This window comes from Agromyces italicus DSM 16388 (assembly GCF_000421545.1).
Taxonomy (GTDB): domain Bacteria; phylum Actinomycetota; class Actinomycetes; order Actinomycetales; family Microbacteriaceae; genus Agromyces; species Agromyces italicus.
On the sequence record NZ_ATXF01000006.1, the window covers coordinates 324,407 to 350,363 of the forward strand.

The window sequence follows — 25,957 nt, forward strand, 5'->3', positions numbered from 1 at the left end:
AACTTAACACACCCTCCGATGGGACTCAAGATAGGGAATCAGTCACCACCGACGTCACGAGACGGCCTGTGCGGCATCTCGGACGCGCAGCTTGCCGGACATGAGCTGCGGGAGGAGTGTGTCGCGGGTGGCGGCGAGGGTGCGGTTCTCGGCCTTGAGCGCGTCAACCGGGCGGAGAATCGCGTTGAGCTCGTCATGGAGCGGTGATGGAATCTCGCGGGGGTCGAGAATCGAGGTGCCGAGCACGTCTGCCGGCCTCACACGCTGGTGACTGCCGGTGGTGCCCGCGACCAAGCCCTGTAGGTAGCGCGAGAAGTCTGGTTGGTTGAGGATCGCCCAGAGGACCTGAGGAGTGCAGGTGAAGGGTTCGAGCACCAAGAACTCTGTCGACGCCAAACGCGTTGTCGACGGATCGAATTCGACCCGCCAGATACGCGGGGTCTGCGGGTTCAGCTTCGACACCAGCACGGCCGGCGTGTCGACGACGAATTTTCCGCTCTTGATCAACCCCGGGTCGACGGTCTCGGGCACGGCCCCCTGATCGAACGCAGGGAGGCTGTAGTGAGCGACCGTCGATTCACTCAGCTGGGCAGGGTTGACCTGCGACCGACGGTGGAAGACCACATTGCCGAGGTGAGTCCGCGGCGCATCGGGCCAGTGCAGTTTCGCGATCGCAAGCTCCTCGGCTGCTGCGATCAGCGTGGTGTTGGCGGCGATCTTGTCGTCGAGGGCGCCGAGGACTTCGGCGATGGCGCGCTGCTCGCGCAGCGGCGGCACCGTTACCGACATCACTCTCAGATGTGACGGGCCGAAATGTTTCATCACGCTACCGACGCCCATGGCCTCGATCTGATCCCTGAAAGCCCTCTCACGGAGCATCAGCGGGATGAACCCCGGGTGGACGACGTTGTAGTTCTTCGGGCGGAAAGCGATCAATCCCGTGTATGGGACGGCCCCCACGGCTGACTCGCCCACGACCGCGACCTCTCCAAGCGACGCGGATGTGCTCAACAGTACGTCGCCCTCACGAAGCCGGAACTGGCTCCAGCGCGCCTCTACCTTCGCGGGGTCCAGAAAGTTGCATCCTTCGAGAAGGTCACGTCCGCGCTTGAGCCCAGCAAGTCGTACTAGCGGGATACCAGAGTCGTGAAAGTCAGCTGCGAGGATCCCGGGGCCTTCGCGGAATTCGAGGACGTCAGCGAGTGGGAGCTTGGGCCACGTCATTAGAGCACCCGCCCCAACTGCTCCTTGACGACACCCGCGAGCCGCTCCGACTCGGCGAACTGTTCGAAGAGCTCCTTCGTGAGGCGGTCGATTTTCAGCTGGATGTCTTCGCCGTCGCCTTCGACCTCGGCGGCGCCGACGTAACGGCCCGGGGTGAGGGCGTAGTCGGCGGCCTTGATCTCATCGAGGGTGGCGGAGTAGCAGAAGCCGGGGATGTCGGCGTAAGGGGTCTCGAGACGCTCGCTGGCGCTCGCTACTCGACCGACGGGGGCCGTGCCGCGCCAGGCGTGGAAGGTGCCGGCGATGCGGGCGATGTCGTCATCAGACAGCGCGCGCTCGGCGCGGTCGACCATATGGCCCAAGCCCCGCGCGTCGATGAAGAGCACCTGTCCGCGACGGTCGACCGAGCCGCCCGGTCCGGCGGCCTTGTCGCGCGCGAAGAACCACGTGCACACCGGAATCGCCGTCGACCTGAACAACTGCGTCGGCAGCGCGACCATGCACGACACCAGATCGGCCTCGACGATCTCGGCCCGAATCCTGCCTTCACCGCCCGAGTTCGACGACATCGACCCGTTCGCCATCACCACAGCACCCTGCCCGCCGGGCGCGAGCTTCGAGAGGATGTGCTGGATCCACGCGTAGTTCGCGTTGCCGACCGGCGGCACCCCGAACCGCCACCGCGGGTCTTGCTCGTTGCGCGCCCAGTCCTTGATGTTGAACGGCGGGTTCGACATCACATAATCGAACTCCACCCCGGCGTGCAGGTCGCGGGCGAAGGTGTCGCCCCAGCGCGCGCCGAGATTGCCGTTCAGCCCGTGAATGGCGAGGTTCATCTGCGCGAGCTTCCACGTGCGTTCGTTCAGCTCTTGCCCGTACACCGAGATCTCGCTGCCCTCACGGTCGTGCGCCTCGAGAAACTTCTCGGCCTGCACGAACATGCCGCCCGAGCCCGCCGCCGGGTCGTACACGCGCCCGCGCGTCGGCTCGAGCATCTCGACGAGCACCCGCACCACCCCGGCCGGCGTGAAGAACTCGCCGCCGCGCTTACCCTCGGCGCGGGCGAACTTCTCGAGGAAGTACTCGTACACCTCACCCAACAGGTCGCGCGCCCGCGCCGCACCCTGCCCCGAGAACCGTGCCGAGTTGAACAGGTCGATGAGCTCGCCGAGCCGGCGCTGATCGACATTGTCGCGGTTGTAGATGTGCGGCAGCACACCGCTGAGCGAGGGGTTCGCCGTCATCAGCTCGCCCATCGCCTCGTCGATCAACTGACCGATCGAGCGGGTGTGGCCCGAGGCATCCACCGCGCCCTTCGCGTTCTCTGAGAGGAACCGCCACCGTGCCGCCTCAGGCACCCAGAACACCCCGCGCCCCGTGTACTCGTCGACGTCGTCGATGAGCTGCGCCACCTGCTCGGCGTTCATGCCCTGTTCGCCGAGCTCGGCGGCGATCTGCTCGCGTCGCTCGTCGAAGGCATCGCTCACGTACTTCAGGAACACGAGCCCGAGAATGACGTCTTTGTACTGCGACGCATCCATCGAGCCGCGCAGCTTGTCAGCCGCCTTCCAGAGCGTGTCTTTCAGCTCTTTCATGGTCGACGGCGCCGTGGGCGCGGCCTTGGTCTTCGGGGGCATCAATCGTTCCTCTCGGTGGTCGTCAGGGTGCCGGCGGTCACGCCGGAGATCAGGAGGCGCTCGACTTCGGCGAGGCGCTCGGCGCGGCGTCGGGCCGCCGCGATTTCGGCATGGATGTCGCGCAGCGCCGCCGTGAGCCCGCCGGCCTCGTCGGGCCGAACGCGGCGACCGCGCCACGACCGCCAGTCTCGGCTTCGTTCGGGCTGCGACGAGATGTCGGCCGCGAGCACCTCGGCGACGAGTCCGGCCGGGTCGGCACGGTTGATCCGCAGCACCCGGGCGGGAGCGACGACCACCGAGGCGCCCTCACCGTCGACCCAGGCGCGGGGTCGGGGCGAGGCGACGAAGACGACGTCGCCCGGCTCGGTGAGCCTCGCGCTCGGGTAGCGATCTGCCAGCAGCAGCCGATCGACCCGCCGTGAGCCGAACGGCACCAGTTCATCGAGCTCGTCGCGCCCGATGACCGTGTAACCGTGTTCGGCGACGAGATCGGCCTCGTCGATACGGCTGCCGGCGACGCACCGAATGTGACGGTCGCCCGCGAGCACGCCGAGCGCCGCTTCGGGGAGCGCCGCAACCCGTCGAGCGGGGCCGACTGCTTCGAGCGAGCTCGGAACTCCGGCCCCGAGCGCGTCGCGCGCGACGTCGAACTCCGCCGGCACCGATCGGGCGGCCGGGCCGGCGCCGGTACGCGGCGTGTGCCCGACCGGCGCCGGGTCGTCGAGCAGCGACCCCTCGCGAGCGAGCAGCCGGCGGGTGGGCACGAGCCTCGGACCCCTGAACGCGTGGGCACGCACGCTCTCGGGCCCGCCCATCGACGCCGCCAGGTCACCGACGAGGTCAGCGCGCACCGCAGCGTCCAGCGGCGACGCGGTGAGGTCGGCGACGAGGGTCCACCGCTCGGCGAGGGGCACGTCGCGGTGCGCCGGTCCGAGCACCCACAGTGCCAGCCGCTGCCTCGGCTGCGCCACGACGAGCCCGGCCGGCAGCGCGACGATCGCACGCACACGCCCCGAGCGCAGCAGTTCGGCACGGCGGCGGGATGCCTCGCGCTCGAGTCCGCCCTCGATGAGCACGCCGGCCGGCGCGACGACGACGCCGCGCTGCGCATCGCTCATCTGCACGACGATCTGGTCGATCGCGTCGAGCATCTCGAGCGGGGTCGACGCCGAGCCATCCGGCGTCGGGTACTGCGCCACGTGCACCACCGAGCCGTGCACCTCGAAATCGCCCGCGACACCGATCTGCAGGCCCGAGCGCGCGATGCCGAGCACCGCGATGCGCCGACGCAGCAGGCGTGCCGCATCGCCCCCGGCATCGGCGGAGACGATCGAGACTTCCGCGATCTCGTCGAGCCGCCCGGCCAGGTCGACGAGCCGGTCGCCGCCGACACCGGTCGGGTCGACGAAACACGGCGCCGAGGCATCCGTGGTGTCGTTCGTCAGTGCCAGTTCGATCGCGACCTCGCTCACGAGCGCCGACGCCTCGGGAATCAGGGCGACGCGCGCGAGCGCGGAACGCCCGTCGCGCAGGTGTTCGGCGATGAGTGCCTCGAGCGCGGTCGCCGGGGTGTACGCCGCCTCGACGAGCTGATCGGCCCGGCGCGCGACCGCGGAGGCATGCTCGCCGAGCGCCTCGAGCTCGCTGAAGAGCAGCTCGTCGTCGGAGTCGGCCTCATCGGCGAGGTCGAGCAACTCGTCATCATCGAGTTCGCCCAGCGCTGCGCCGTGGATGGCCCGCAGGGCGAGCATCGCGGTCAGCCCGCCGAAGTCGTGCGAGGCGGCGTCGAGCGCGAACAGCGGGGCGTCGTCGATCGCGTCGGGATTGTTGCCGTGCGACGTCTCGCTGAGCCAGCGGGCGACCTCGGTCGCGTCGAAGAGTTCCATCGCGCCGTCTCGGCCGACCGGCTTGGGAAAGCGATCATCGCCCGAGGCGAAGCGCTTGCGCCAGGTCGTGACGACCGGCCGCTGCACCCGCGCGAGCCGGGCAGTGCCGGCGAGCGTGATGCGAAGGTCGGTGGTCGTTGCCACACTGGTGTTCATCGGCCCTCCCTCGCGGTCGCCTCCATTGCCCCGTCAGCGTATCGAGATCTGCGCCGCCTGCCCATTGAATCGCCGATAACCCTCCTTATCAGTACGCCGGTGCGGCGCGTCGTGGTTGCCGGCCTAGCGTTTCGTCATCCGCCGAACTCCTCGGCGCGACATCCGAATCGAGAGGCCGCCAGTCATGCCGTACATCCGCCGCGTCCGAGTGCAGTCGCCCGGCACGCACGCTTCGCACATCACCGCCGTGCAGTACTCGACGACGACCAACGGGTCGCTGACCGTCGCGACGCCGGCCGCCATCGCCCGCTCGATCGAAGCGGGAACGCCGTTCTGGAGCCACAACGACGTGACGAGCACCCGCACGCTCGTCATCGGGCGCACCGGCGGCAACGGCGACCGCTACATCACGACCGTCGCCAACGGCCGCGAGTCCGACAATCTGCTGCGACTGCCGCAGTTCTGATCCAGAAGCATCCGGACCGTCACCAGATCACCACAGTGAAAGAGAACGACACCATGATCAAGCACACCTCCATCGCCGCCCTGCTCTTCGCCGGAGCGCTCGCGCTCACCGGCTGTTCCACCGGCGGAACGACCACTTCGGCCGAAGAGCCCGCGGCGGCCGCACCCGAGGCAGCGACGCCCGAGGCACCCGCACAGCCGGGAGTCACTCTGCTCGGCGGCACCTTCACCTACGACGACGGCGTCGCCATCACCGTCGCCGCCCCCACCCCGTACACGCCGTCGGAATACGCCGCCGGCGCGACCCTCGCGAACAACGTCACGATGACCTTCACCGTCGCGAACGAGAGCGAAGAGACGCTCGAACTGCTCGCCATGCCCGAGGTCACCTCGGGCGGCGTGGCCGGCGAATCGATCACCGATCTCTCGAACGACCAGGTCGCGCTCGAACCGTTCGGCGGCAACGCGAACGTACTGCCCGGCCAGTCGTTCTCCTGGACGATGGCGTACTCGCTCGCCGACCTCGCCGACGTCACCGTCTCGGTGTCGCCGGCGCCGTTCTCATACGACACGGCGATCTTCTCGACCACAGTCGGATAGGGCGGCAGTCGAGGAATCTGGGGCAGGGGCGGATGCTCCGGGCGGGGGCCGCTCGGAGCATCCGGTCATTCGTCGCGCGCCCGCCGCTCCGTCCACGCGACGATGTCGCGGGCGATCGGGGCGCGTATCGCTGCGCCCATGTGCCCCATCCCGGCGTAGCGGATCACGGTGCACTCGGGGATGAGGCGTTCGGTCTCGGCGACGATGTCAGCGGTGAAGAATCGGTCGTCCTCGGCGACGAGCAGGAGGACGGGCATGTCGAGCTTCCCGAGTTGGTCTCGTGAGTCGAAGGCGGCTTCGGCGGATGCTTCGATACGCAGGTCATCGGCCGACGTCTGCTCGCTCGCGAACATGCGTCCGGCGAGCGGGCCGAGCCGGTGCCGCAGCCGACGCCATCGCCCATTCGGCAGCACGGACTCGAGGAACACTTCACCGGCCTCGGCCATGCGGCCGTCCGCACGGGCGCGAGCCCATCGGAGGTCGACGTCGCGGCCCCAGTCGGACACCCGCACCCCCGACAGCGCCAGGACGACCCGTCCGACTCGACTGGGATGACGCGCGGCAAGACACTGTGCGATCAAGCTGCCGTACGAGATGCCGACGACGAGGTCCACCCTCCCGAACCGGTCTTCGATGACCTCCGCGACGTCATCGGCCATGTCGGCGATGGTGTGGCCGGGCGGCATGCCGCGCCTGCGAGTGAGACTCCACACCGTGTATCCCTCGTCGATGAGCGGACGGAGCTGGCGGGCGGCGAGCCGCGCGAAGAATCCGCGCGGCAGCTCGCTGCCCGGCCCCCCGGGGAGCCAGAGCATCGTCTTGGGGCCGTCGCCCCACGACGCGAACTCGATGCCGTTCGTGAAACGCCCGTATCGGGGCTCCTGAGAAACGGCCGCCCCGGTCGTGCGACGACGCAACGCAACCGCCGCGACCACGAGCGCGGCGGCCGTCGCCGTCACGAGCAGAGCCATAGTGCGTCGTTGCATGTCAGGATCTCCCGCACCCCAGCGTAGACACCGCCGCTGCGCCTGACCAGACCTCGGCGCGCTCCGCCAGAACCGACGCCATCGTGCGACTGACCCCGCGAGTCGCCGAGAAACGCTGTTCACGACGCGGTTTCCGACGGTTTTCGGCGACTCGATGGTCGCACGATCCGGGTGAGCGGCCTGCGCCCCGGCGACGGCCTCAGCTCGCCGCCGGCCCCGACGAGAATTCGACCCCCGCGACCTCGGCGAATCGGGCCTGCATGATCGCGATCGCGTCGGCGTGCTCGTCGATGAGCACGAATCGGCGGCCGAGCGTCGCCGCGACGGCGCCGGTCGTGCCCGAGCCGGCGAAGAAGTCGAGCACCCGGTCGCCCTCACGGGTCGAGGCCTGCACGATGCGCCGCAGGATCCCCTCGGGCTTCTGCGTCGGGTAGCCCGTCTTCTCACGCCCGGTGGGCGAGACGATCGTGTGCCACCAGACGTCGGTCGGCAGTTTTCCCAGTTCGGCTTTCTCGGGCGTCACGAGCCCGGGCGCCATGTACGGTTCGCGGTCGACGGCGGTCGAGTCGAACCAGTAGGCGTCGGGGTTCTTCACGTACACGAGGATCGTGTCGTGCTTCGTCGGCCAGCGCCGCTTCGACTTCGCACCGTAGTCGTACGCCCAGATCAACTCGTTGAGAAAGCACTCGCGCCCGAACAGCGCGTCGAGCAGCACCTTCGCGTAGTGCGCCTCGCGGTAGTCGAGGTGCAGGTAGAGGGTGCCGTCGTCGGCGAGCAGCCGCCACGCCTCGACGAGGCGCGGCTCGAGGAACGCCCAGTAGTCGTCGAAGCGGTCGTCGTAGCGCAGCAGGTCGCCGCGAATCCGCTCGTACTGCCTGCCGGCGAACCCGGTGATGGTGCCGGATGCCACGGGCCCCGAGTCATCCGTCGCGCCCTGTCGCACGTGGCGAGTGGCCTGCCGTGCCTGCGCACGGCCCGTGTTGAACGGCGGATCGAGATAGATGAGGGTGAAGTGCCCGTCGGGGAAGGTCGGCAGCACCGCGAGGTTGTCCGCATGGATGATGCGGTTCGGTTCGTCGGGGGCCACGCGCTCCAGTCTGCCAGCACGCCGGGGTCTCGATACGCTGCGCGACTCGACCGCCGACAGCTCAGACGTCGAGGCGAATGGAGCCCTTGAATCGCTCGGCCCGCGCCGGAGGCGCCCCCGAGGCATCCGACCCCTCATCGGCGAAGGCGATGCCCTTGTCGCCGTCGGGGGTCGGCGCCGGCGTCGGCAGACGCTTCTGCCGGTCGAGCTCGACCTGGGCCTCGTACTTGCGCGGCGCGAAGACCTCGTCGCCGATCATCATCACGGCGCTGCCGCTCGGGCGGCCCTTCTTCGTCTTGTCCGAGAGGTCGACCCAGCCACGCTTCACCGCGACGCCGAGCACGGCGACGGCGATGAGCGCACAGAGGAGCCAGATCCACCAATCCACCCGGCGAGTCTAGCGGGGTGACCCTGAGACTTCCTCCGCTCCGATTGCGGGCCGTTTGCGGGGGCGGAGTAGGGGACTACGTCACTGATACGCCGCCGGTATCGCCGATACCACTCGCGTATCAGTGACGTAGTACGGCGATCACGGCACCCGGTAGAGCCACTCGCGGGTCGCGAACTTGGTCTCGACGAGTGCCTCGGCCTCGGCGAGCTCGTCGGCCGAGACGGTGCCCGCCGTCGCCCCGGTGAGCGAGGCGAAGGTCTGCTTCAGGCTCTCGATGATCGCCGAACGGCTGAGCCCCGTCTGCGAGCGCAGCGGGTCGACCCGCTTCGCGGCCGACGCGATGCCCTTGTCGCTGATCTTCTCGCGGCCGATGCGCAGCACCTCGAGCATCTTCTCGTTGTCGAGGTCGTACGCCATTGTCACGTGGTGCAGCACGCCACCCGAGCCGAGCCGCTTCTGCGCCGCGCCGCCGATCTTGCCCGCCGGGCTCGCGATGTCGTTGAGCGGCTGGTACGTCGCCTCGATGCCGACATTGCGCAGCCCCTGCAGCACCCAGTCGTCGAGGTAGGCGTACGAGTCGGCGAAGCTCATGCCCTGCACGAGCTCGGCCGGCACGTACAACGAGTAGGTGACGACGTTGCCGCGCTCCATCATCATCGCGCCGCCGCCAGAGATGCGCCGCACCACCTCGAAGCCGTGCTTCTCGGCCCCTTCGGGGTCGACCTCGTTCTTCACCGACTGGAACGAGCCGATCACGACCGCCGACTCGTCCCACTCCCAGAAGCGCAGCGTGGGCCTCCGCCGCCCCTCCCCCACCCGCGAGGCGAGCACCTCGTCGAGCGCGAGGTGCGTGCGAGGCGGCACGGCGTCGTCGTGCACGATCTCCCACTCGTAGTCGGCCCAGCTCGTCGCCTCCGTGAGTGCACGGCGCACGGCGACCGCGACCGCTTCGGCCGAGAAACCGAGCATCACGGCATCGCTGCGGATGCCCGCGGTGATCGCGGCCGTGATCTGCTTCGCATCGGATGCCGCGGGCAGCCCCTCGAGCGCGGCGTTGATGTCATCGAGCGCCTCGTCGGGCTCGAGGAAGAAGTCGCCCGCGACGCGGACGTTCTGGAGGGCACCCCCCTCGACGTCGAAGTCGACGATCACGAGCTTGCCGCCGGGCACCTTGTATTCACCGTGCATGCGGTACAGCCTACGGATGACGACGCCTCTGCAGTGGGGATCGCCGCGCGGGACCAACGCCGCTCCACCGCGAGCGGGGCCACCTGCACGGCTCACGGAAGCAACGGTTCCCGTTGGTCGACCCCCTGCGTACGCTGGGCCCATGACGACGTTCTTCCTGGCCAGGCATGGCGAGACCGTCTGGCACGCCGAGCACCGCTACGCGGGCAACTCCGATGTGCCGCTCACGCGCCACGGCTTCGGCCAGGCCGCGGCGCTCGGCGCCTGGGCGGTCGGCGCGCGACTCGACGCGATCGTCGCCTCGCCGCTCAGCCGCGCGCAGAGGTCGGCGGCACCGGCCGCCGAGACGACGGGCCTGCCCGTGCGCAGCGAGGCGCGGCTCGTCGAGATCGACTTCGGCGCCGCCGAGGGGCTGACGCCCGAGGAGCTCGCCGACGAGTTCCCCGAGGAGTGGGCGGCGTTCCGCGAGGCACCGGCGTCGAACCCCTTCCCCGGCGGCGAGACCGGCCGCTCCGGCATCGCCCGCGCACTGCCCGTCCTCGACGAACTCGCCGACGAGTTCCCCGACGGCCGGGTGCTCATCGTCGCGCATGCGACCCTCATCCGGCTGCTGTTCTGCGAGCTCGCCGGCATGGACCCCGACGGTTACCGCGACCTGCTTCCAGTGCTCGGCAACTGCAACGTCACGACGATCGTCTACCCCTGGGCGAGCGAGTCGCGGGCGGCCCATCACCCGCGAATCCGGCTGCTCGGCTACGACGTGCCGCCCTGGCACGCCGGTGTCTAGCCCGGGCGCGCGGGCCCGCGTAGGCTGTCGACATGAGCGAGCAACGGCGCGACCTCGACGACGAACTCGAGCGCGGAAACGAGCCCGGTGACCCGCCCGAACCGAGCAGCCCCGCCGAGCCGCCCTATCAGGCGGTCGCGCCGAACCTCGACCGGCTCTCGCGCGACTCGCTGAAGCCGGGCACGATCAGCCGCCGGCGCATCGGGCGCGCGGCGATCGGGCTCGTCATCGTGCTCGCCGTCGTCGGGGCGATCATCGTCTGGACGCTCGTGGCCTGAACGGGCGCACCCCGCGCGGTACGCGCGCGACTCCGGCCTGCGCCACTCCGGCCTGCGCAGCGGCCCGCGCGGGCCGGAGCCACGTGAATCACCCGAACGACGGAACCGCGAACTCGATCAGCTCCCGCGCCTGCTCGGGGAACCACTGCCCCGCCGCCGGGTCCTCCATGTCGCGGATCGGGTCGAGCGGCCCGCCCGTGCCGCGGAAGCACTTGCCATCGCTATCACCCGGCACCTTGATCCAGAGGAAGGCGTCGATCAGAGGCGAGCCGGTCGTGGTCGTCGGCCGCGCCCCCGCACCGCGGTCGGGCGGGTTGCACCACGCCTCGGCGTCGCCGGGCCACCCGGCGGGCGCCGCCCACGGGCCCCGCCCGTTGCGGCTCGTGTCGATCACGAAATGGGCCTGGGACGCTGCATCACGGGTGAGGCCGGCGCCGGCGAGATCGGCGTCATACTTCCGGTCGGTGAGCTGCCACGTGGAGAAGTCGGCGGGGTCCGCCGGGTAGTACTGGCTCGCGCACCACGAGGCATCCCACCATTCGACCTCGGTCTCGAGCAGCAGGCAGTCCGCGACCCAGCTGCCGTACTTCGCGAGCCGCCCGGTCTCGATGTAGTTCGACGCGTTCAAGAAGAAGCCGTCGGCCCGCTCCACGCCCGCTTTGACGAGGCGGTCGGTGATGTCGCCGACCCCGAGCCACCCGCTGTGGGTGCCGTCGAGGTAGACCGCGGCGCTCGGCAGTGCGGCGAGGGCGTCGACCGCGTGGTTCAACATGCTGAAGCGGTCGGATGCCGCAGTGCCGGCATCGGCCTCCGCGGGCTGGCACCACTCCGTGGCTCCCTGATTCGAGGTGTACCAAGGAATGATGCCGAGGCCGTCCGGTTCGAGGATCACGACGGCGCGCTTGTTGCCGATGCCCTGGGCGACCCCGTCGATCCACGCCGTGTACTCGGCGACGCTCGTGGCGCCCCCCGCGGAGTACTGGGCACAATCGCGGAAAGGCAGGTTGTATGCCACGAGCACCGGCACCTCGCCCGCCGCGTGCGCGGCGGCGACGACACGCTTCACGTCGCGCTTCGCATCGCCGGGCGTTCCGCCGTTGATCCAGTTCGCGCTCGGCAGAGAGCCGAGGAGCAGCGCGTCGGCGGCCGCCTGACCGTCGAGGGTCGCGGCGGCTTCGATGGTCGTGCTGCCGGGGTTCGCCCACAGCGGCACGCCCGGCTCGAGCACCCGATCGATCGAGTGCCCGGGTGGGGGCGCCGGGGTGGATGCGACGGCGACGGCGGTGCCGACCGGCATGAGCATGACCGCACACAGGGCGGCGGCCGCGCCGGGCCAGCGGCGGGGGGTGGGAAGCGACATCGGTTCCTCCTGGTTCGGCGCCGTGCAGGGGTCGGCGGTTCGATTCACGCTCGTCACCAGATACGTGAGAGCGCTCTCACAATGGGTCCGCGATCAGAGTGGCCCCACTTCGCCCGGTTGTCAAGGGCCGGCTGGTCACGCCCACCGCACGCCGCACGCACGCCGGCCAGGCCGCGCTCAGTCGACCGCGAACCGCTCGTCGAGCCAGCGCACGAGGTCGGCGCGCACCTCGTCGCGGTTCGTCTCGTTGAAGATCTCGTGCCGGGCGCCCTCGTAGACGACGACCTCGACATCGGTGAGCCCCGAGTGCCGCACGTAACGTTCGGCGAGGAGGCGCACACTGCGTTCACCGCCGAGCGGATCGTCTGAACCGATCATGATGAGGAGCGGCAGCTCGGGCGGGAGGCCCCTCACCGGGCGGCCGAGGAGGCGGGCGGCGTCGACCAGGCCGAACAGCTTCCGCAACGGCACGGCGGTCGTGTACGGGTCGGCCATGAAGGCCGGCGCGACCGCGGGTTCGCGGCTCAGCCACTCGACCGGCGTCGGTCCGAGCTTGCGGAAGCGCGCGTTGAGGTCGCCGCCGTTCATGTGGAGCAGGGTGCGGTAGGCCGTGCCGGTGAGCACGAAGGCGTCGTAGTGTTCGGCCGCGCGATTCATGATGATCTGACCCACGAGCGAACCCCACGAATGTCCGAGGTAGACGAGCGGCACCTCCGGTCTCTCGGCGGTGCGAATCACCCCGGTGAACTGCTCGACGGCGTCGACGGTGGCCCGAAGGCCGCCCGGCCCGAGCCGGCCCATGCGGGTGAGGTCGCCGCCGTGCTGCTCGAATCCGGTCTTGCCGTGGCCCCCTGTGGTCGTCGGCCCAGACCGAGTACCCGGCGGCGTTCAGCATCTCGACGAGCTCGGTGTAGCGCCCGATGTGCTCGCCGACGCCGTGCGCGAGCTGGATCACCGCATGCGGCTGCGCGACGCGCCACGACTCGTAATGGACTCGAACCCCGTGCGCGTCGGTGAAGGTCGGCATGAGGTCATTGTGGCAGGCCGTTCGTCTTGAACTCGGCGCCTCCTTGACGGGGGTGATCGCAGAGTGAACCTATTCGAGCGTTGTGCGCGTGAGAACGTCGCAGTCGACGGCAGCGCCCGAGTCGCTGAACGTCGACCTCACCGGCGCGCAGTACGTCGACCTGATCGTCGAGGCGCCCGGCAGCATCAACGGCGCCCATGGCGTGTGGGACGACGCGAAGTTCACCTGCGACTGAGGCGTACCCGCCTCCGAGGGGCTCGCGCGATCGCGCGGGCCCCTCGTGCGGGCCCCTGCCCCGCTAGCGTGGGCGTCATGCTCTTCGTCGCCTCGGCACTCATGGTCGTGCTCGCCGTCGGCCACTCGATCTTCGGCGAGCGGTTCATCCTCGGCCCGCTCGGCCGCCTGCCGGAGCCGCCACGGCTCGCAGGGCAGGAGTTCCCGCTCGCGACGGTGCGCTTCGCCTGGCACGTGGCGTCGGGCCTCTCGATCACGATCGCGGCGGCGTTGTTCGCTGTCGCGGTCGGCGCGGGACCCGCTGCTGCGATCGCGACAGCGGGCTGGTGCCTCGCCGCGACCGCCGTGCTCCCTTTCGTCTACAGCCGCGCCCGGCACCCCTCGTGGATCGTGCTCGCCGCCGCCGGCGCGTTCTGCGTGCTGTGGTCGTTCAGCGTCGGGTGAGTCGTCCGAAGCGACACGAGCTCTTCCTCAGAGCTCGACGCGCCCCACGAGGTTGACCTTCACGCCGAGCCGGTCGAGCATCGCGGCCTTCGCGACGAGCGCCTTGTCGGCGGTGTCGGCATCCGGTGCGTAGACCAGCTGGGCGTGGTTCGCCTTGTGCCGGGCCATGAACTGGTCGCGGCTCACCTCGTGCAGCACGACATGGGCGATCGGCCACTCGGGGTTCGTGGCCTCCTTGCGGCGGCGCGTCTCCTCGGCGGGGAGTTCGACGACGGTGCCGCGCAGGAGGTCGGCCTGGAGGATGCCGTCGGCGATGAACACGCGCGAGAGCACGACCTCGCCGGGCTTCGAGACGCCGTTGACGGTCGAGCCGCCCGCCGGGAAGAAGACCGGATCCTGCCGCCAGCCCTCGGCGTGCTGCCAGCCGCCGAGATGCGAGCCGGGCACCGAGCCCGAGATCTCGTAGACCCAGACGAACTCGCCCGCGAACTCCTCGCCCCAGCGCACGTCGTGCAGGGTGTTGTCGGGCACGAGGCCCATGGCGCGCCACACGCGGTCGGTGACGAGCGCGTCGACCGCGACGCCCTCGTCGGCCTCGTTGAAGTGCGGGAACGCGCGACCCTCGTGCAGCACGCGCGAGCCGTCGCGCGAGGTGACGGGCGGGCGCTCGGTCGAGTTGAGCAGGCCCTCGGCGAGGTCGGAGGCCGGCACGAGGTCTTTCAGCCCCTGCTGGTACTGGATGCCGACCGCGTCGAGCCCGAAGTCGTCGGCGATGCGCAGCGCGGCGATGTACATCTTGTACTGCCAGCGCAGCTGTGCCTCGGTGAGCTCGGTCGCCTCGTCGTCGCCCAGCCTGAACGTCATGCCGTGCTCGACGAGCCAGGCGCCGACCGCGTCGGCCTCGTCGTCGCCGACCTTCAGCATCTCGGCGTAGAGCGCCGACTGGCTCAGCCGCTCCTTGTAGATGCCGAGACGGTTGACGAGCTCGTCGTCGAAGATCGCGTTGTACATGCCCATGCAGCCCTCGTCGAAGACGCCGATGATCGCCTTGTCGGCGAGCAGTTCGTCGGCGAGGGCTCGGCCGAGCTCGACCTCGGGGGTGTCGGGCAGCGCGGGCAGCGGGCGCACGTGCGAGGCGTCGTGCTCGATGCGGCCGGTCTCGACCCATTCGCGGAGGCCCTGCTTGAACCAGTCGTCGGTGAAGTCGACCGACCAGATGGTCGAGTACTCCTTGCCCATCTTCGTGAGGCCGGCATTGAGGCCGAGGAGCCCCACGAGGCCGGGCCAGTCGCCCGCGAAATTGGCGACCGTGAGAATCGGGCCGCGATGCGTGCGGAGCCCGGCGAGCACGTGGTGCGAGTACTGCCACACCGCCTCGGCGACGACGAGCGGGGCGTCGACGGGAATGCCCTTGAAGACCTCGAGCCCCATCCGCTGGCTCGAGATGAAGCCGTGGCCGGTCTCGGGGTCGATGCCGTTCGCCCGCTCGACCCGCCAGCCGAGCTCGCCGAGCGCCGCGGTGACGTCGGCCTCCATCGCCGCCTGCGTCGGCCAGCCGGCCGTGTTGGCCGACTCGCGCAGGTCGCCCGAGGCGATCAGGTAGGCGGTGTTCGGCTCGGCCGCCGGGCGGGATGCCGGGCGCGGGATCGCGTACCGGGTCGGTGCGGTGTCGGTCATGGATGCCTCCTGGTCGGTGCTGCAGGTCGATGGTTGGGTCGAATCGTGGTCATGCGCGGGCGCGCTGCTCGGCAGCGAGCTCGTGAACGACCGGCTTGGTCGCCTCGTAGAGCCGCAGGTAGCGGTCGAAGAGCGCGTCGTAGGCGTCGCGGGTCGAGGGGTCGGGCGTGATCCTGCGGGTCGTCGGGTTCCAGTCGGTGATCAGCGGCGCGGCGACGCCGTCGCGCCCGGCGACCGCGACGGCCGCGAGGAAGGCGGCGCCGAAGCTCGCCCCGATCGTGATCTCGGGCACCTCCTGCACGAGCCCCGTGGCATCCGACACGATCTGCAGCCAGAGCTCGCCCTGGGTGCCGCCGCCGACCGCGACGATGCGGCGGACCTCGGCCCCGGCGGCGCGCATCGTCTCGACGTTGTGCCGCACACCGAGCGCGGTCGCCTCGAGCGCGGAACGGTAGAGGTCGCCGCGGCCGTGCTCGAGGGTGAGGCCCGCGATGACGCCGCGCGAGTCGGGATCCTGGATGGGGGTGCGCTCGCCCGCGAAGTAGGGCAGGGTCAGGAGGCCGCGCGCGCCCGGCCCGGACTCGGCCGCCTCCGCGAGGAGTCGCGGGTAGTCGGCGGCCGTGAGCTTCGCGATCCAGGCGGTGAGGGCACCGCTCGTCGAGAGGCCGCCGGCCAGGTTGCGGGTACCGGGGAACGCTCCGACGGTGGTCCACATGGAGGGTGTGCGGAGCGTCTCGTCGCCGGTCGCGATGAGGAACATGGTCGTGCCGTACATGAGCATCAGGTCGCCGACCTCGTGTGCGCCGACGCTCACCGCCTCGCTCCACGCGTCGATCGTGCCGACGATGACAGGCGTGCCCTCGGTGAGCCCGGTCGCGGCGGCGGCTTCGGCGGTCACGAGTCCCGCGAGGTCGCCGGCCCACGCGAGCGTCGGCGCCTCGAGCGGGGCCGCGTAGCGCTGCCACCACGGCTCGTGCCACGCCTCGGACTCGACGTCGTAGAAGGGCGAGGTCTGGCTCGCCGACTGGTGATCGAGCACGTACGCGCCGGTCAAACGGCGGGCAAGCCACGAGGCGGGCATGTAGAGCCGGCGGGCGCGCGCCCATGCCTCGGGCTCTTCAGCCGCGACCCAGGCGATCTTCGGGCCGGCGGCCTGCGACGTCAGCTGCGAGCCGCCGACGCGGGCGATCTCTGCTGCCCCGAGCTCGCGGTTCATACGTTCGATCTGCTCGCCCGCACGGGCGTCGACGCCGTAGAGGATGGCGGGTCGCACGGGCTCGTCGTCGTCATCGCAGAGCAGCACGCACGGTCCCATACCGCTGACGCCGACCCCGACGATCTCGGCCCCGGGCGCGCCGTCATGCAGCTCGCGGGCGAGCTCGACGAACTCGCGCCACCAGATGCGCGCGTCCATCTCGACCCACCCGGTGCGCGCGCGGTCGACCTCGTGCTGGCGGGTGGCCGTGGCGAGCAGGGTGCCGTCGCCCGCGACCAGCACGCCCTTGCTGCTGGACGTGCCGATGTCGACCCCCAGCGTGCATCGCACCGACATGGCGCTCCTCCTCGATCACCGTCGTTCAGGCCTGCGGGCCACTCTATGCGAAATCGATTTCATGATCAACCGCAGGGCGCCATGCCCCATCGCCTCACGGCGCGGGACAGTCGGCCGCGCGCGGGACCGTCGGCCGCGCGGCCGGGTCAGTCGGCCGGGCGAGCCGGCTGCAGCTCGCCGCGCAGCACGACCGTGCGCGCGGGCTGGTCGTCACCGGCGATGCGCTCGAGGAGCATCTTCGCCGCCGTCACGCCCATGTGCCGCGCCGGCAGCCTCACGAGGGTGACCGCACTCGGCGACAGCGTCGTGAACGGCAATGAACCGACCACGGCGACCCCGAGCTTCGGTGGAGTGAGACCTCGCTCGGTGAGCACCTGGATCGCTCCGACGCCGAGCAGGTTGTTGCCGGCCACCATCGCATCGGGCGGCTCTGGGAGCTCCAGGAGCTCCTCCATGACCTCGCGCCCGCCATCAACGCGGAAGGTCGAGTAGCGCAGCAGTTCGTCGGGGTCCGCGTCGGGGAACTGGCGGGCGATCACCGCCCGCCAGCCCTGCGCGCGCTCGTACGCCGTCTCGATCAGCCGCGGGCCCGTGATGCAGGCGATGCGCCGGTAGCCGGCGCGCACGAGGTGCTCGGTCGCCGCCTGGCCGGCCATCCGATTCGCCATGACGACGCCGTCGATGTCGTACCCGGTGCCGCGGTCGACCGCGACGACCGGGCGGCCGGCGGCCTGGATGTCGTCGAGGTTCGTGGTGTCGGACGCGGCGGCGAGGATGACCCCCGCCATGTGCTCCGAGATCGCGATCTGGAGGTAGGTCGCCTCTTTCTCGAGTTGCGAATCGGTGTTGCACAGCACGACCGAGTAGCCCGCCTTCTGGGCGACGTCCTCGACGCCGCGCGCGAGCTCGGTGAAGTACGGGTTCTCGATGTCGGGGATCACGAGCGCGATCACCTCGGACTCCTGCTTGCGCAGGGTGCGGGCCGTGCGGTTCGGCGTGAACTTGAGCTGGCGCGCCGCCTCGCGCACCGCGGCGAGCTTCTCGTCGGAGACGGCCACGCCGTTGAACACGCGTGAGACCGTCGCGGGTGAAACCCCCGCGAGCTTCGCCACCTCGTAGATCGTCGCCATGCGCCCTGCCCCTGCGCCGGCCCGCGTTGACATGCCGGTGAGGCCACTTTACAGTGTTGAAATCGATTCCAAGCGCGCGGAGCGTCGCGCCGCGCCGAACACGAGGAAGTGGTCGAAACGTGAACGCCCCGCACCCGCCGAGTCCCGACCTCTCCTCGATCGCCGCGATCCGGCCCCTTCAGACCCGGTCGATCTCGCCCGAGAACTTCGACGGCGCGAAGGGCGGCGGTGCCCGCGCGACCGAGGGCACCGGAGCGTCGTGCGCCCGCGACCTCGGCCCGGGGTGGAAGATCTCACCGAGCGTCGATGTCAAGGCCGGCGAGACCTTCGACCTCGCCGCGATCGACGGCGCCGGCAAGATCACCCACATCTGGATCACGACGCACACCGACAACTGGCGCACACTCGTTCTGCGGGCCTATTGGGACGGCGCCGACGAGCCCGCCGTCGAGGTGCCCTACGGCGACTTCTTCTGCAACGGCTGGGGTGTGTTCGCGCAGGTGAACTCGCAGGTCATCGCGGCCAACCCGCACGGCGGCTTCAACTCGTACTGGCCGATGCCGTTCAAGCGCGGCGCCCGCCTCACGATCGAGAACACCTCGGTCGTCGACGTGCGCGTCTACTACCAGGTCACCTACGAGATCGGCGGCGACTACGCGAACGACGGCTACTTCCACGCCCAGTGGCGCCGCTCGAACCCGCTCGGCGAGCTCGTGCCGCACACGATTCTCGAGGGCGTCGAGGGGCAGGGCCAGTACGTCGGCACGTACCTCGCCTGGGGCGTCAACTCGAACGGCTGGTGGGGCGAGGGCGAGATCAAGTTCTACCTCGACGACGACACCGACCACCCCACGATCTGCGGCACCGGCACGGAAGACTACTTCGGCGGCGCCTGGAACTTCGACGTCCCCGGCCAGGGCTACACGGCCTTCTCGACGCCGTACCTCGGCATGCCGCAGGTGATCCGCCCCGACGGGCTCTACGTCTCGCAGCAGCGCTTCGGCATGTACCGTTGGCACCTGCTCGATCCCATCCACTTCACGACCGGCCTGCCGAAGGTCGACATCCAGGCCCTCGGTTGGCGCAGCGGATGGCGCTACCTGCCCCTGCGCGACGACATCGCCTCGACCGCGATGTTCTACCTCGACCGGCCCACCGCACGCCGCCCGAAGACCCCGTCGGCCGACGACCTGGAGGTGCACCTGGGCTCGGCGCCGGTGCCCGATCTCGGGGCGACGCCGCCGCGCGGCTGACGCGGGTCGCGGCGCAAGCAGGGGGCGACGCGCCGATGCACGCCACCCTGGACCCGCGTCGGTCGATCAGTCGCGCACGACCTCGAGCCCGAACTCGCCCTCGGCGACCTCGACGGCGACCTGGTCATCGGTCACGACGACCGTGCCGTAGCCGGTCGAGGCGATCCACGGCCAGCGCCCGTTCACCGCGACGTGCAGCGTGCCCGTCGCCTCGTCGACGCGCACGCCCGAGCGCGCTTGCAGCACCGTCCACCCCGCCATCGCCCGCGCATAGTGGTCGCCGCACTCGATCTCGTTGTACGGGTTGCGGCGCGAGCCGTCGTGCCGGGCCCACAGCCCGTCGAGCACGGCCTGGCCCGCGTCATCCATGCCCTCGAACAGGCAGTGCGCGGCGACCTGAGCCTCGATGCCCGTCCATACCTCGTCGGCGTAGCGCGTCGGCACCGCGGGGCGACCGCTGTCGGGCCACGAGCACATGAGCAGCCCGACGTCGTCGGCCATGTCGGCGTAGACCCGGTAGGGGTGCGCGAAGTCGGCGAACCCGTGCCGCAGGTTGGAGTCGACGACCTGACGCAGGGCGCTGCGCACGTGCTCGGCGGGCAGGATGTGCCCGAGGCCGAGCTGATGCGCCCACCACTGGCCGATCACCTGGTCGCTGAGGATTCCCGTCAGCCACTGGAAGTCGGTCGGGTCGCCTTCATCGAGACGCTGGATGTAGTGCGTTCCGTCGAAGAGCGCCTCGTCGTAGCCGTGCGAGCCCCGTTCGAAGCGCGCCCGTGCCTCGGCGGCCGCGTCGTCGTCGCCGGCCAGCAGGGCGAGCTCCTCGTAGGCCCGCAACGCCGCGAGCCACAGCGTTCCCATGAACGGGTTGACCCCGGCGAGGTCGATGTCGTGCGTCGACGGCTGGATGCCGCGCAGCACGCCGTCGCCGTCGGCGTCCCACTTCTCGGCAATATGGCGGTAGAGCCGCACGAGCGCCGGCCAGCGCCGGTCGAGCCACTCGGTGCCCGCGCCGCGCTGCACGTCGCGCAGCGACTTGAGGATGGTCGCGAGCATGCCGTCGAGCGCCGGCTCCTCGGGCCCGCCGATCGCCTCGTCGATCATCTGCGGCAGGTAGGCCGGCACGCGCAACCGGTGCGGGATCGCGCCGTTCGGCGCCTGCATGACATCGAACTCGGTGTCGCGCATGTCGCGCTCGAGCGCGGGCCAGAGCCCCGCGAGCGCGGCCTCGTACTGCCAGACGTGCGTGCAGTTGAGCGGGCACGAGCCGCCGAACACGCCCGACCACATCCAGGTCGAAGCGCCGAGCGAGCCCTCGTACCCGTAGAAGCGCCCGTCGGCGCCGATGAAGCAGGTCGGGCTCCGCACGTAGGCGGCCTGAGCGGCGAGGTAGTCGGCCTCTCGCGGCGCGAGGCTCGAGCTCGTGATCGTCTCGGTCCAGCACGACGTACGGACGACGAGGTCGTCCCACCGCTCCTCGACCTCGGCCTGCACGTCGAGCGCGTCTCGGAATCGCAGCCCGTACGCGTTGCCCAGGTAGAAGCGCGACGCCCCGGTCTCGGGGTGCAGCCGGCCGAACTGCTCGATGTCGACGAAGCGATTCGGGAAGTGCCACGACATCGAGAATCGGATCGTGCGCGACTGGCCCGGCTCGAGCCAGAACGGCACGCCGACGACGCCGAGCCAGGAGCGGCCCGGCGCACTCGCACCCGAGCCGCCGCGCGGCGCGTTGAGCTGCGGGTCGCCGACCGTCGGCGCGGCCTCGAGCCGCGACCGGCCGTCGTTGAGCGCCCGCGAGTCGAGAAAGGCGCGCAGATGCTCGACCCCCGTGCACCGCGCGAGCACGGCGGCGCTCGGGTCGTCGGCGGCGAGCACGAGCTGCCCGGCGAGCTGGTCGGCTTCGTCGAGCGAGGGGTTGTCCATCACGACCCTCGACCACCCGCGCCCGCGCAGCAGCCGGTTGACGTTGCCGCCGAGGCCCGGCGTGTGCTCCCCGATCGGGGTGATGCCGTCCCACCCGGCCGCGTTCAGCAGCGACCCGGCGAGCGTGCCGTGCACCGGGTACTCCCCCGTGTTCGTGAGCGTGAACGAGAACAACCCCGTCGGCATGCCGCTCGTCTCGACGTCGCCCGGCACCATCGGGTTCAGCGTGCGCATCGTGACCGCGATGGGATGACTCGGATCGGTCAGTTCGATCTCGGCGATCGGGTAGGTGCCGCTGAACCGGGCCGACTCGAACGTCGCGAAGCGTTCGGCCGCCGCGGCCATCCAATCGGGCACGACGGCGTCGGTCGTCAGTGAGGCGCGCGGGTCGTCGACGGGGTTGCCCTGCACCATCGACACGACGTCGAGCGGCGGCTCGATCTGCGTGACGCGCAGCCAGAAGCCCGTTCCCGGCAGGGCGCCGACATGGTTCGGCATGCCGTGCAACTGCCATTGGCGCAGCGACCCGTCGGCGTTCACGGCGAAGCCGCCGGTGCCGATGCCGCCGATCGGCATCGCGAGCGCGGGCGCCTCGGTGTGCGGAAGATCCTGCTGGAGGATGTCGGTCATGCCTCTCCTTGCGTGACGAGCGTGACGGGGGCGCCGGAGCGCCGGCTGCGCAGCGGCGCGAGCGGAGGCAGCGCGACCCCGAAGGCGGTGAGCGTCGGCCAGGCGCAGGCGACTGCGAGCACGGCGAACACGGATGCCGCGAGGGCGAGCAGCCCGGTGAACCAGGTGAGCCCGAGCCAGACCACGGCCGCCGTGGCCGCGACTGCGGCGATCGGGCCGAGCGGGCGTCGGACGGCGGCGAGGAACGCCACGAGCACGATCGTGCGAACGCGCACGTCGGCGCGCGTCGAGCCGAGCGGCACGGCGACGGCGGCGACGAGCGCGGCGACCGCGACGAGCACCGTGCCGGCGACCGCGAGCACTTGGAAGAACGGCGAACCCGAGGCGTCGGCGACGGCTGCGACGAAGCTGCTCCATGCCGCGAGTACGCACAAGGCGAGCGTGCACGTCCAGGCGACCGCGAGTCGGCTCCCGAGTCCAGGCCGGCGGTCGTCGAGCTCGAAGAGTTCGCCCTGCAGCCGGTCGATCGCCCACGCGAGCGGCGGTGCGACGACCACGCCGACGGCGATCCAGGTGAGCGGTGAGCCGGGCCCGAGCAACCACCCGGCACCGACGTACGCTGCGACGTTCACGACGCCGAGTATCGCGAGCGCCGGCAGCGTATGCCATGCCGCCGATGGCAGGCGGCGCAGCACCGGGTCGACGGCCGCGTGCCCGCCGGCGGCCCGCTCGGCGACCGGGCGGATCATCCCTTCAGCCCCGTCGACGCGACCGACTCGACGATCTGCCGCTGGAAGGCGAGGAACACCACGAGCAACGGCAGCACGACCATCGTGATCGCGGCGAACACGACGACCGCCGGCGCCGCGCCGAAGCCGTTCTGCAGGGTGACGAGCCCGAGCGGGAGGGTCATGTTCTCGGGGCTCGACAAGAAGATGAGCGGACCGAAGTAGCCGTTCCACGAGGCCTCGAATCCGAGGATCGCGAGCGCCGCGATCGCCGGCGCCGAGAGCGGCACCAGCATGCGGAAGAGAATCCACAGGTGCCCCGCTCCGTCGATCCGGGCGGCCTCGTCGAGCTCGCGCGGGATCGTCTTGAAGTACTGCGAGAGGAAGAAGATCTGGAACACGTTGATGAGCGCCGGCAGCCACAGCGACGCCAGCGTGTCGACGAGCCCGACCTGCCGCATCATGATGAAGATCGGGATGATCACGAGCTGGGCCGGCACCATGAGTGCCGACAACATGATCACGAGCAGCAGCCGGCTGCCGCGGAAGTCGATGCGCGCGAACGCGTACGCGGCGAGGATCGAGAACAGCAGCGCGCCCGCCGTCGAGATGGCGGCGAGCAGCAGCGAGTTTCCGAACTGCTGGAAGAACGGCATGTAGTCGAGCACATCCGCGAAGTTCTGCAGCGTGAACGGGATCGGCAGCCAGCTCGGCGGGCTCGCGAACGCGAACTCGGGCACGGTCAGGCTCTGCACGATCAACCACACGAGCGGCGAGATCATGAGGATGCCGAACACGACGAGCACGACGTCGACGACGACGCCGCCCGGGGTCCGCCGCCGGGACTTGCGGCGACCCGCCTTCTCGAGCGCGACGAGCACGTCGTCGCCCGGTACGGGCGGCGCGAGCGGGATGGTCGTCATGATTCGTGCACCCACTTTCTCCGGCCGATGAACTGCAGGAGCGTCACGCCCATGATGATGACGAAGACGAGAAGCGCGACGGCGGCGGCGTAGCCCATGTCGAACGCCTGGAAACCCTTCTCGTAGAGGTACATGATGATTGTCGTGGTCGACCCCTGCGGCCCGCCCTTCGTGATGATCTGGATCGGGTCGAAGATCTGGAACGCCCCGATGAACGTGATGATCGTCGCGAAGAACAGGGTCGGCGACATGAGTGGCAGGGTCACGTTCCAGAAGATCTGCCATCCGGTCGCCCCGTCGGTACGTGCCGCCTCGACGAGCTCCGACGGCACCGTCTGCAGACCCGCCAGCATGATGATGAAGGTGAATCCCAGGGTGTGCCAGAGGTCGATGAAGATGATCGCCGGCAGCGCCCACGCGGGGTCGGCGAGGAAGTTCGGCAGTTCGATGCCGAACATCGCGGCGTACTGCCCCACATAGCCGAAGGTCGGGTCGAGCACGTACTTCCAGAGCAGCGAGACCGCCGCCCACGAGATCAGGAACGGGAAGAAGATCGCGACCCGGGCGAAGTAGCCGATCGAACGGCTGATGAGGTTGTTCACGCCGAGCGCGAGCAGCAGCCCGAACACGAGGTGCGTGACGATCGAGGCGATCGCGAACACGAAGGTGTTCCAGAGCACCTGCGGCAGCTCGGGATCCGTGAACAGCTGCTCGAAGTTCGCGAGGCCCACGAACTGGGGCGGGGTCAGCAGGTCCCATTCGAGGAACGCGAGCGCGATCGCGAAGACGAACGGCGCGGCCACGAAGACGATGAAGAGGAGAACGGCGGGGCTGACGAACAGCCAGCCCGCCGCCTCGGCGCGGCGCCGCTGGAGCAGGGCTCCTGGGCGCCGCGCCGTGATCGTGTCGCTACTCACCGACCAGCGACCCCAGCTCGTCCTGCGCGGCGTCGAGCGTCGGCTGGGCCTCGCCCTGGCCCGCGACGATCGTGCCCCAGGCCTCTTCGATGACCTTCTGCGCCTCGGCGCCCTGGTCGATCGACGGGATGGGCGTCGCGAAGCCCATGGCCTCGCTCAGCCGCACGGTGCCCTCGGGCGCGTTCCCGGTGAACGCCTCCGAGTTCGCGACCGATTCGCGCGCCGGCACGATCGTGCCGCCGATGGTGGCGAAGTACTCGCCCGCCTCCTTCGACATGAGGAACTTGATGAATGTCCAGGCGGCCTGCTTGTTCTCGCTGTTCTTCGTGATGTTCCAGGCATCCCAGCCGACCGGCGAGCCGTTCTGGGCGTTGGTCGGCCAGTTCACGACGACGGTCTGGTCGACCATGTCCATGTCGCGGACGCCGAGCACCGGCCAGCGGCCGCCGTTGAGGGTGGCGAGCTTGCCCTGCTTGAACGCGGTGTTGCCGTCGAACTGCCCGCCGGGCTTGGGCGCGAGGCCCATCTCGACGAGGCTGCGGGCGAACTCCGCCGACTCGACGGCCTCGGGGGTGTTGTAGGTCGGCTCGCTCCAGTCTTCGTTGAACGTGCTGGCGCCGTTCGTCGTGAGCCACGGCATGACGTCGACGAAGTAGCCCGAACCCGCTCCGGTGAGGTAGGCGCCCGTCTTCTCCTTGATCTGCTTGCCGGCCGCGACGAACTCGTCCCACGTCCAGTTGCCGTCTTCGGGAATCGGCACACCGGCCTTCTCGAACACCGACTTGTTGAGATACATCGCCATGGTGTTGAAGCCGCCGGGGATGAAGACGGTCTCGCCGTCGGGACCCGAGGCGTACTCCTCGTTGAACTTCACGAGGTTCGGGCTGAGGTCGGCCCAGTAGTCGTCGACGACGTCTTGGTCCTGCTCGATGTACGGGGCGAGGTCGGTCAGGATGCCCTTCGAGGCGAACAGCCGCTGCCCCTCGGTCGCCACCTGGATGATGTCGATCTTCTGTCCGCCGGCCAGTCGCGTGGCGACCGTGGTGGAGAACGTCGCCCAGTTGCCGCTCGGAATGCCGACGGCCTTGAGCTTGATGTCGGGATACTCCTTGTTGAACTCCGCGAACAGGGCGTTGAACGCCTTCTGCTGGTCTGCGTCGCCCATGTACACGAAGCTCAGGTCGCCGCTGTCGGGGCTGCCCTCCGATCCGCCCCCTCCGCCGCCTCCGGCGGTGCACCCCGTCATCAGCAGTGCCGCGGCCGCGGTGACCGCGGCGGCCTTGGCGAGACCCTTCATTCTCTTGTGCATTCGTCCCTCCTCAGGAACTCGACTCGTCGATGAGTCGATGCTGTGGCCGGGTCAGGAACCCCGGTTCGGTCGGGCGAGGCCATGGGCGCTGGCAGGTTCTCGGTACGCCGTTGACCTCTCCTGCGGTCAGGTTATGCGAAATCGATTTCAAGCGCAACGATCGGA

Annotated in this window: 24 protein-coding genes and 1 pseudogene; 7 read left to right on the top strand and 18 right to left on the bottom strand. The window is 70.0% G+C overall.

What is annotated here, in order from left to right; translation table 11 throughout:
- Window positions 1-54: 54 nt before the first annotated feature.
- From H516_RS21755 to H516_RS0109575, 3 genes are read right to left on the bottom strand one after another with little or no spacing between them, the layout of a single operon-like run.
- Complete coding sequence (locus tag H516_RS21755; protein ID WP_084620587.1) at window positions 55-1,224, bottom strand: restriction endonuclease subunit S; 1,170 nt, start codon at window positions 1,222-1,224, stop codon at window positions 55-57.
- Window positions 1,224-2,861, bottom strand: coding sequence for a class I SAM-dependent DNA methyltransferase (locus H516_RS0109570; RefSeq protein WP_022889497.1), 1,638 nt, complete (start codon window positions 2,859-2,861; stop codon window positions 1,224-1,226). Before H516_RS0109570 ends, H516_RS21755 begins: the two co-directional genes overlap by 1 nt.
- On the bottom strand, window positions 2,861-4,903 hold the full coding sequence (locus H516_RS0109575; RefSeq protein ID WP_033196997.1) for a hypothetical protein: 2,043 nt from the start codon (window positions 4,901-4,903) through the stop codon (window positions 2,861-2,863). The genes H516_RS0109570 and H516_RS0109575 overlap by 1 nt, the downstream gene beginning before the upstream one ends.
- Before the next feature lie 184 nt (window positions 4,904-5,087).
- Here H516_RS0109575 and H516_RS0109580 point away from each other — a divergent pair, with 184 nt between their 5' ends.
- Together H516_RS0109580 and H516_RS0109585 are read left to right on the top strand one after the other, a co-directional pair.
- Window positions 5,088-5,369 carry a DUF3892 domain-containing protein gene (locus H516_RS0109580; RefSeq protein ID WP_022889499.1) on the top strand — a complete coding sequence of 94 codons (282 nt, stop codon included), beginning with the start codon at window positions 5,088-5,090 and terminating at the stop codon, window positions 5,367-5,369.
- 53 nt (window positions 5,370-5,422) lie between these two features.
- On the top strand, window positions 5,423-5,968 hold the full coding sequence (locus H516_RS0109585) for a hypothetical protein (RefSeq protein ID WP_022889500.1): 546 nt from the start codon (window positions 5,423-5,425) through the stop codon (window positions 5,966-5,968).
- A 65-nt stretch (window positions 5,969-6,033) separates the two neighbouring features.
- Here the strand turns inward: H516_RS0109585 and H516_RS0109590 are convergent, their stop codons facing one another.
- From H516_RS0109590 to lplAB, 4 genes are all read right to left on the bottom strand, one after another.
- On the bottom strand, window positions 6,034-6,954 hold the full coding sequence (locus H516_RS0109590) for an alpha/beta fold hydrolase (protein WP_084620589.1): 921 nt from the start codon (window positions 6,952-6,954) through the stop codon (window positions 6,034-6,036).
- A 199-nt stretch (window positions 6,955-7,153) separates the two neighbouring features.
- Window positions 7,154-8,041, bottom strand: a complete 888-nt coding sequence (locus H516_RS0109595; protein ID WP_022889502.1) for a DNA-methyltransferase — start codon at window positions 8,039-8,041, stop codon at window positions 7,154-7,156.
- A gap of 61 nt (window positions 8,042-8,102) precedes the next feature.
- Window positions 8,103-8,429 (bottom strand): hypothetical protein, encoded by a 327-nt coding sequence (locus tag H516_RS19435; protein WP_022889503.1) that lies wholly within the window; start codon window positions 8,427-8,429, stop codon window positions 8,103-8,105.
- Between the two features lie 141 nt (window positions 8,430-8,570).
- Window positions 8,571-9,620: a lipoate-protein ligase LplAB gene (gene lplAB / locus H516_RS0109605; protein ID WP_022889504.1), complete on the bottom strand. Its 1,050-nt coding sequence runs from the start codon at window positions 9,618-9,620 to the stop codon at window positions 8,571-8,573.
- A gap of 142 nt (window positions 9,621-9,762) precedes the next feature.
- Here lplAB and H516_RS0109610 point away from each other — a divergent pair, with 142 nt between their 5' ends.
- Both H516_RS0109610 and H516_RS0109615 read left to right on the top strand, forming a co-directional pair.
- Window positions 9,763-10,407 (top strand): histidine phosphatase family protein, encoded by a 645-nt coding sequence (locus H516_RS0109610; protein WP_022889505.1) that lies wholly within the window; start codon window positions 9,763-9,765, stop codon window positions 10,405-10,407.
- Window positions 10,408-10,439: 32 nt separating this feature from the next.
- On the top strand, window positions 10,440-10,685 hold the full coding sequence (locus H516_RS0109615; RefSeq protein WP_022889506.1) for a hypothetical protein: 246 nt from the start codon (window positions 10,440-10,442) through the stop codon (window positions 10,683-10,685).
- 88 nt (window positions 10,686-10,773) lie between these two features.
- Here the strand turns inward: H516_RS0109615 and H516_RS19440 are convergent, their stop codons facing one another.
- The 3 genes and pseudogenes from H516_RS19440 to H516_RS22885 all read right to left on the bottom strand — a co-directional run.
- Complete coding sequence (locus tag H516_RS19440) at window positions 10,774-12,045, bottom strand: glycoside hydrolase family 6 protein (RefSeq protein WP_033197069.1); 1,272 nt, start codon at window positions 12,043-12,045, stop codon at window positions 10,774-10,776.
- Window positions 12,046-12,222: 177 nt separating this feature from the next.
- Complete coding sequence (locus H516_RS20940; RefSeq protein WP_342663204.1) at window positions 12,223-12,846, bottom strand: alpha/beta hydrolase; 624 nt, start codon at window positions 12,844-12,846, stop codon at window positions 12,223-12,225.
- Between the two features lie 103 nt (window positions 12,847-12,949).
- Window positions 12,950-13,072, bottom strand: a pseudogene (locus H516_RS22885) (alpha/beta hydrolase); the annotation flags it as partial.
- Between the two features lie 88 nt (window positions 13,073-13,160).
- Between H516_RS22885 and H516_RS21760 the strand changes: the two are divergent.
- Both H516_RS21760 and H516_RS0109635 read left to right on the top strand, forming a co-directional pair.
- Window positions 13,161-13,307, top strand: a complete 147-nt coding sequence (locus tag H516_RS21760) for an NPCBM/NEW2 domain-containing protein (RefSeq protein ID WP_169513514.1) — start codon at window positions 13,161-13,163, stop codon at window positions 13,305-13,307.
- Between the two features lie 77 nt (window positions 13,308-13,384).
- Window positions 13,385-13,750, top strand: a complete 366-nt coding sequence (locus H516_RS0109635) for a hypothetical protein (protein ID WP_157432213.1) — start codon at window positions 13,385-13,387, stop codon at window positions 13,748-13,750.
- 27 nt (window positions 13,751-13,777) lie between these two features.
- On the opposite strand, the gene H516_RS0109640 is transcribed toward H516_RS0109635, so the two are convergent.
- The 3 genes from H516_RS0109640 to H516_RS0109650 form a co-directional block, all read right to left on the bottom strand.
- Entirely contained in the window at window positions 13,778-15,427 is a 1,650-nt protein-coding gene (locus tag H516_RS0109640) for a fucose isomerase (RefSeq protein WP_022889510.1), read from the bottom strand.
- Between the two features lie 49 nt (window positions 15,428-15,476).
- Complete coding sequence (locus H516_RS0109645) at window positions 15,477-16,979, bottom strand: FGGY-family carbohydrate kinase (RefSeq protein WP_022889511.1); 1,503 nt, start codon at window positions 16,977-16,979, stop codon at window positions 15,477-15,479.
- A gap of 146 nt (window positions 16,980-17,125) precedes the next feature.
- Window positions 17,126-18,142 (bottom strand): LacI family DNA-binding transcriptional regulator, encoded by a 1,017-nt coding sequence (locus tag H516_RS0109650; RefSeq protein ID WP_245561782.1) that lies wholly within the window; start codon window positions 18,140-18,142, stop codon window positions 17,126-17,128.
- A gap of 86 nt (window positions 18,143-18,228) precedes the next feature.
- Here H516_RS0109650 and H516_RS0109655 point away from each other — a divergent pair, with 86 nt between their 5' ends.
- Window positions 18,229-19,362, top strand: coding sequence for a glycoside hydrolase family 172 protein (locus tag H516_RS0109655; RefSeq protein ID WP_022889513.1), 1,134 nt, complete (start codon window positions 18,229-18,231; stop codon window positions 19,360-19,362).
- A gap of 66 nt (window positions 19,363-19,428) precedes the next feature.
- Here the strand turns inward: H516_RS0109655 and H516_RS19450 are convergent, their stop codons facing one another.
- From H516_RS19450 to H516_RS0109680, 5 genes are read right to left on the bottom strand one after another with little or no spacing between them, the layout of a single operon-like run.
- Complete coding sequence (locus tag H516_RS19450) at window positions 19,429-21,915, bottom strand: GH116 family glycosyl-hydrolase (protein WP_022889514.1); 2,487 nt, start codon at window positions 21,913-21,915, stop codon at window positions 19,429-19,431.
- On the bottom strand, window positions 21,912-22,664 hold the full coding sequence (locus H516_RS0109665; protein ID WP_022889515.1) for a hypothetical protein: 753 nt from the start codon (window positions 22,662-22,664) through the stop codon (window positions 21,912-21,914). The genes H516_RS19450 and H516_RS0109665 overlap by 4 nt, the downstream gene beginning before the upstream one ends.
- Complete coding sequence (locus tag H516_RS0109670) at window positions 22,661-23,566, bottom strand: carbohydrate ABC transporter permease (protein ID WP_022889516.1); 906 nt, start codon at window positions 23,564-23,566, stop codon at window positions 22,661-22,663. Before H516_RS0109670 ends, H516_RS0109665 begins: the two co-directional genes overlap by 4 nt.
- Entirely contained in the window at window positions 23,563-24,483 is a 921-nt protein-coding gene (locus H516_RS0109675) for a carbohydrate ABC transporter permease (protein ID WP_022889517.1), read from the bottom strand. Before H516_RS0109675 ends, H516_RS0109670 begins: the two co-directional genes overlap by 4 nt.
- Window positions 24,476-25,792 (bottom strand): ABC transporter substrate-binding protein, encoded by a 1,317-nt coding sequence (locus H516_RS0109680; protein WP_211217086.1) that lies wholly within the window; start codon window positions 25,790-25,792, stop codon window positions 24,476-24,478. Before H516_RS0109680 ends, H516_RS0109675 begins: the two co-directional genes overlap by 8 nt.
- Between the last annotated feature and the right edge of the window lie 165 nt (window positions 25,793-25,957).

What these genes read in the sequence shown, in the direction of transcription:
- H516_RS0109570 (WP_022889497.1), bottom strand. Translation starts at nt 2,861, where the DNA reads ATGCCCCCGAAGACCAAGGCCGCGCCCACGGCGCCGTCGACCATGAAA.
- H516_RS0109580 (WP_022889499.1), top strand. Translation starts at nt 5,088, where the DNA reads ATGCCGTACATCCGCCGCGTCCGAGTGCAGTCGCCCGGCACGCACGCT.
- H516_RS0109585 (WP_022889500.1), top strand. Translation starts at nt 5,423, where the DNA reads ATGATCAAGCACACCTCCATCGCCGCCCTGCTCTTCGCCGGAGCGCTC.
- H516_RS19450 (WP_022889514.1), bottom strand. Translation starts at nt 21,915, where the DNA reads ATGACCGACATCCTCCAGCAGGATCTTCCGCACACCGAGGCGCCCGCG.
- H516_RS0109650 (WP_245561782.1), bottom strand. Translation starts at nt 18,142, where the DNA reads ATGTCAACGCGGGCCGGCGCAGGGGCAGGGCGCATGGCGACGATCTAC.
- lplAB (WP_022889504.1), bottom strand. Translation starts at nt 9,620, where the DNA reads ATGCACGGTGAATACAAGGTGCCCGGCGGCAAGCTCGTGATCGTCGAC.
- H516_RS0109635 (WP_157432213.1), top strand. Translation starts at nt 13,385, where the DNA reads ATGCTCTTCGTCGCCTCGGCACTCATGGTCGTGCTCGCCGTCGGCCAC.
- H516_RS19440 (WP_033197069.1), bottom strand. Translation starts at nt 12,045, where the DNA reads ATGTCGCTTCCCACCCCCCGCCGCTGGCCCGGCGCGGCCGCCGCCCTG.
- H516_RS21755 (WP_084620587.1), bottom strand. Translation starts at nt 1,224, where the DNA reads ATGACGTGGCCCAAGCTCCCACTCGCTGACGTCCTCGAATTCCGCGAA.
- H516_RS0109590 (WP_084620589.1), bottom strand. Translation starts at nt 6,954, where the DNA reads ATGCAACGACGCACTATGGCTCTGCTCGTGACGGCGACGGCCGCCGCG.
- H516_RS0109640 (WP_022889510.1), bottom strand. Translation starts at nt 15,427, where the DNA reads ATGACCGACACCGCACCGACCCGGTACGCGATCCCGCGCCCGGCATCC.
- H516_RS0109665 (WP_022889515.1), bottom strand. Translation starts at nt 22,664, where the DNA reads ATGATCCGCCCGGTCGCCGAGCGGGCCGCCGGCGGGCACGCGGCCGTC.
- H516_RS0109670 (WP_022889516.1), bottom strand. Translation starts at nt 23,566, where the DNA reads ATGACGACCATCCCGCTCGCGCCGCCCGTACCGGGCGACGACGTGCTC.
- H516_RS0109615 (WP_022889506.1), top strand. Translation starts at nt 10,440, where the DNA reads ATGAGCGAGCAACGGCGCGACCTCGACGACGAACTCGAGCGCGGAAAC.
- H516_RS0109680 (WP_211217086.1), bottom strand. Translation starts at nt 25,792, where the DNA reads ATGCACAAGAGAATGAAGGGTCTCGCCAAGGCCGCCGCGGTCACCGCG.
- H516_RS20940 (WP_342663204.1), bottom strand. Translation starts at nt 12,846, where the DNA reads ATGGGCCGGCTCGGGCCGGGCGGCCTTCGGGCCACCGTCGACGCCGTC.
- H516_RS0109575 (WP_033196997.1), bottom strand. Translation starts at nt 4,903, where the DNA reads ATGAACACCAGTGTGGCAACGACCACCGACCTTCGCATCACGCTCGCC.
- H516_RS0109610 (WP_022889505.1), top strand. Translation starts at nt 9,763, where the DNA reads ATGACGACGTTCTTCCTGGCCAGGCATGGCGAGACCGTCTGGCACGCC.
- H516_RS0109645 (WP_022889511.1), bottom strand. Translation starts at nt 16,979, where the DNA reads ATGTCGGTGCGATGCACGCTGGGGGTCGACATCGGCACGTCCAGCAGC.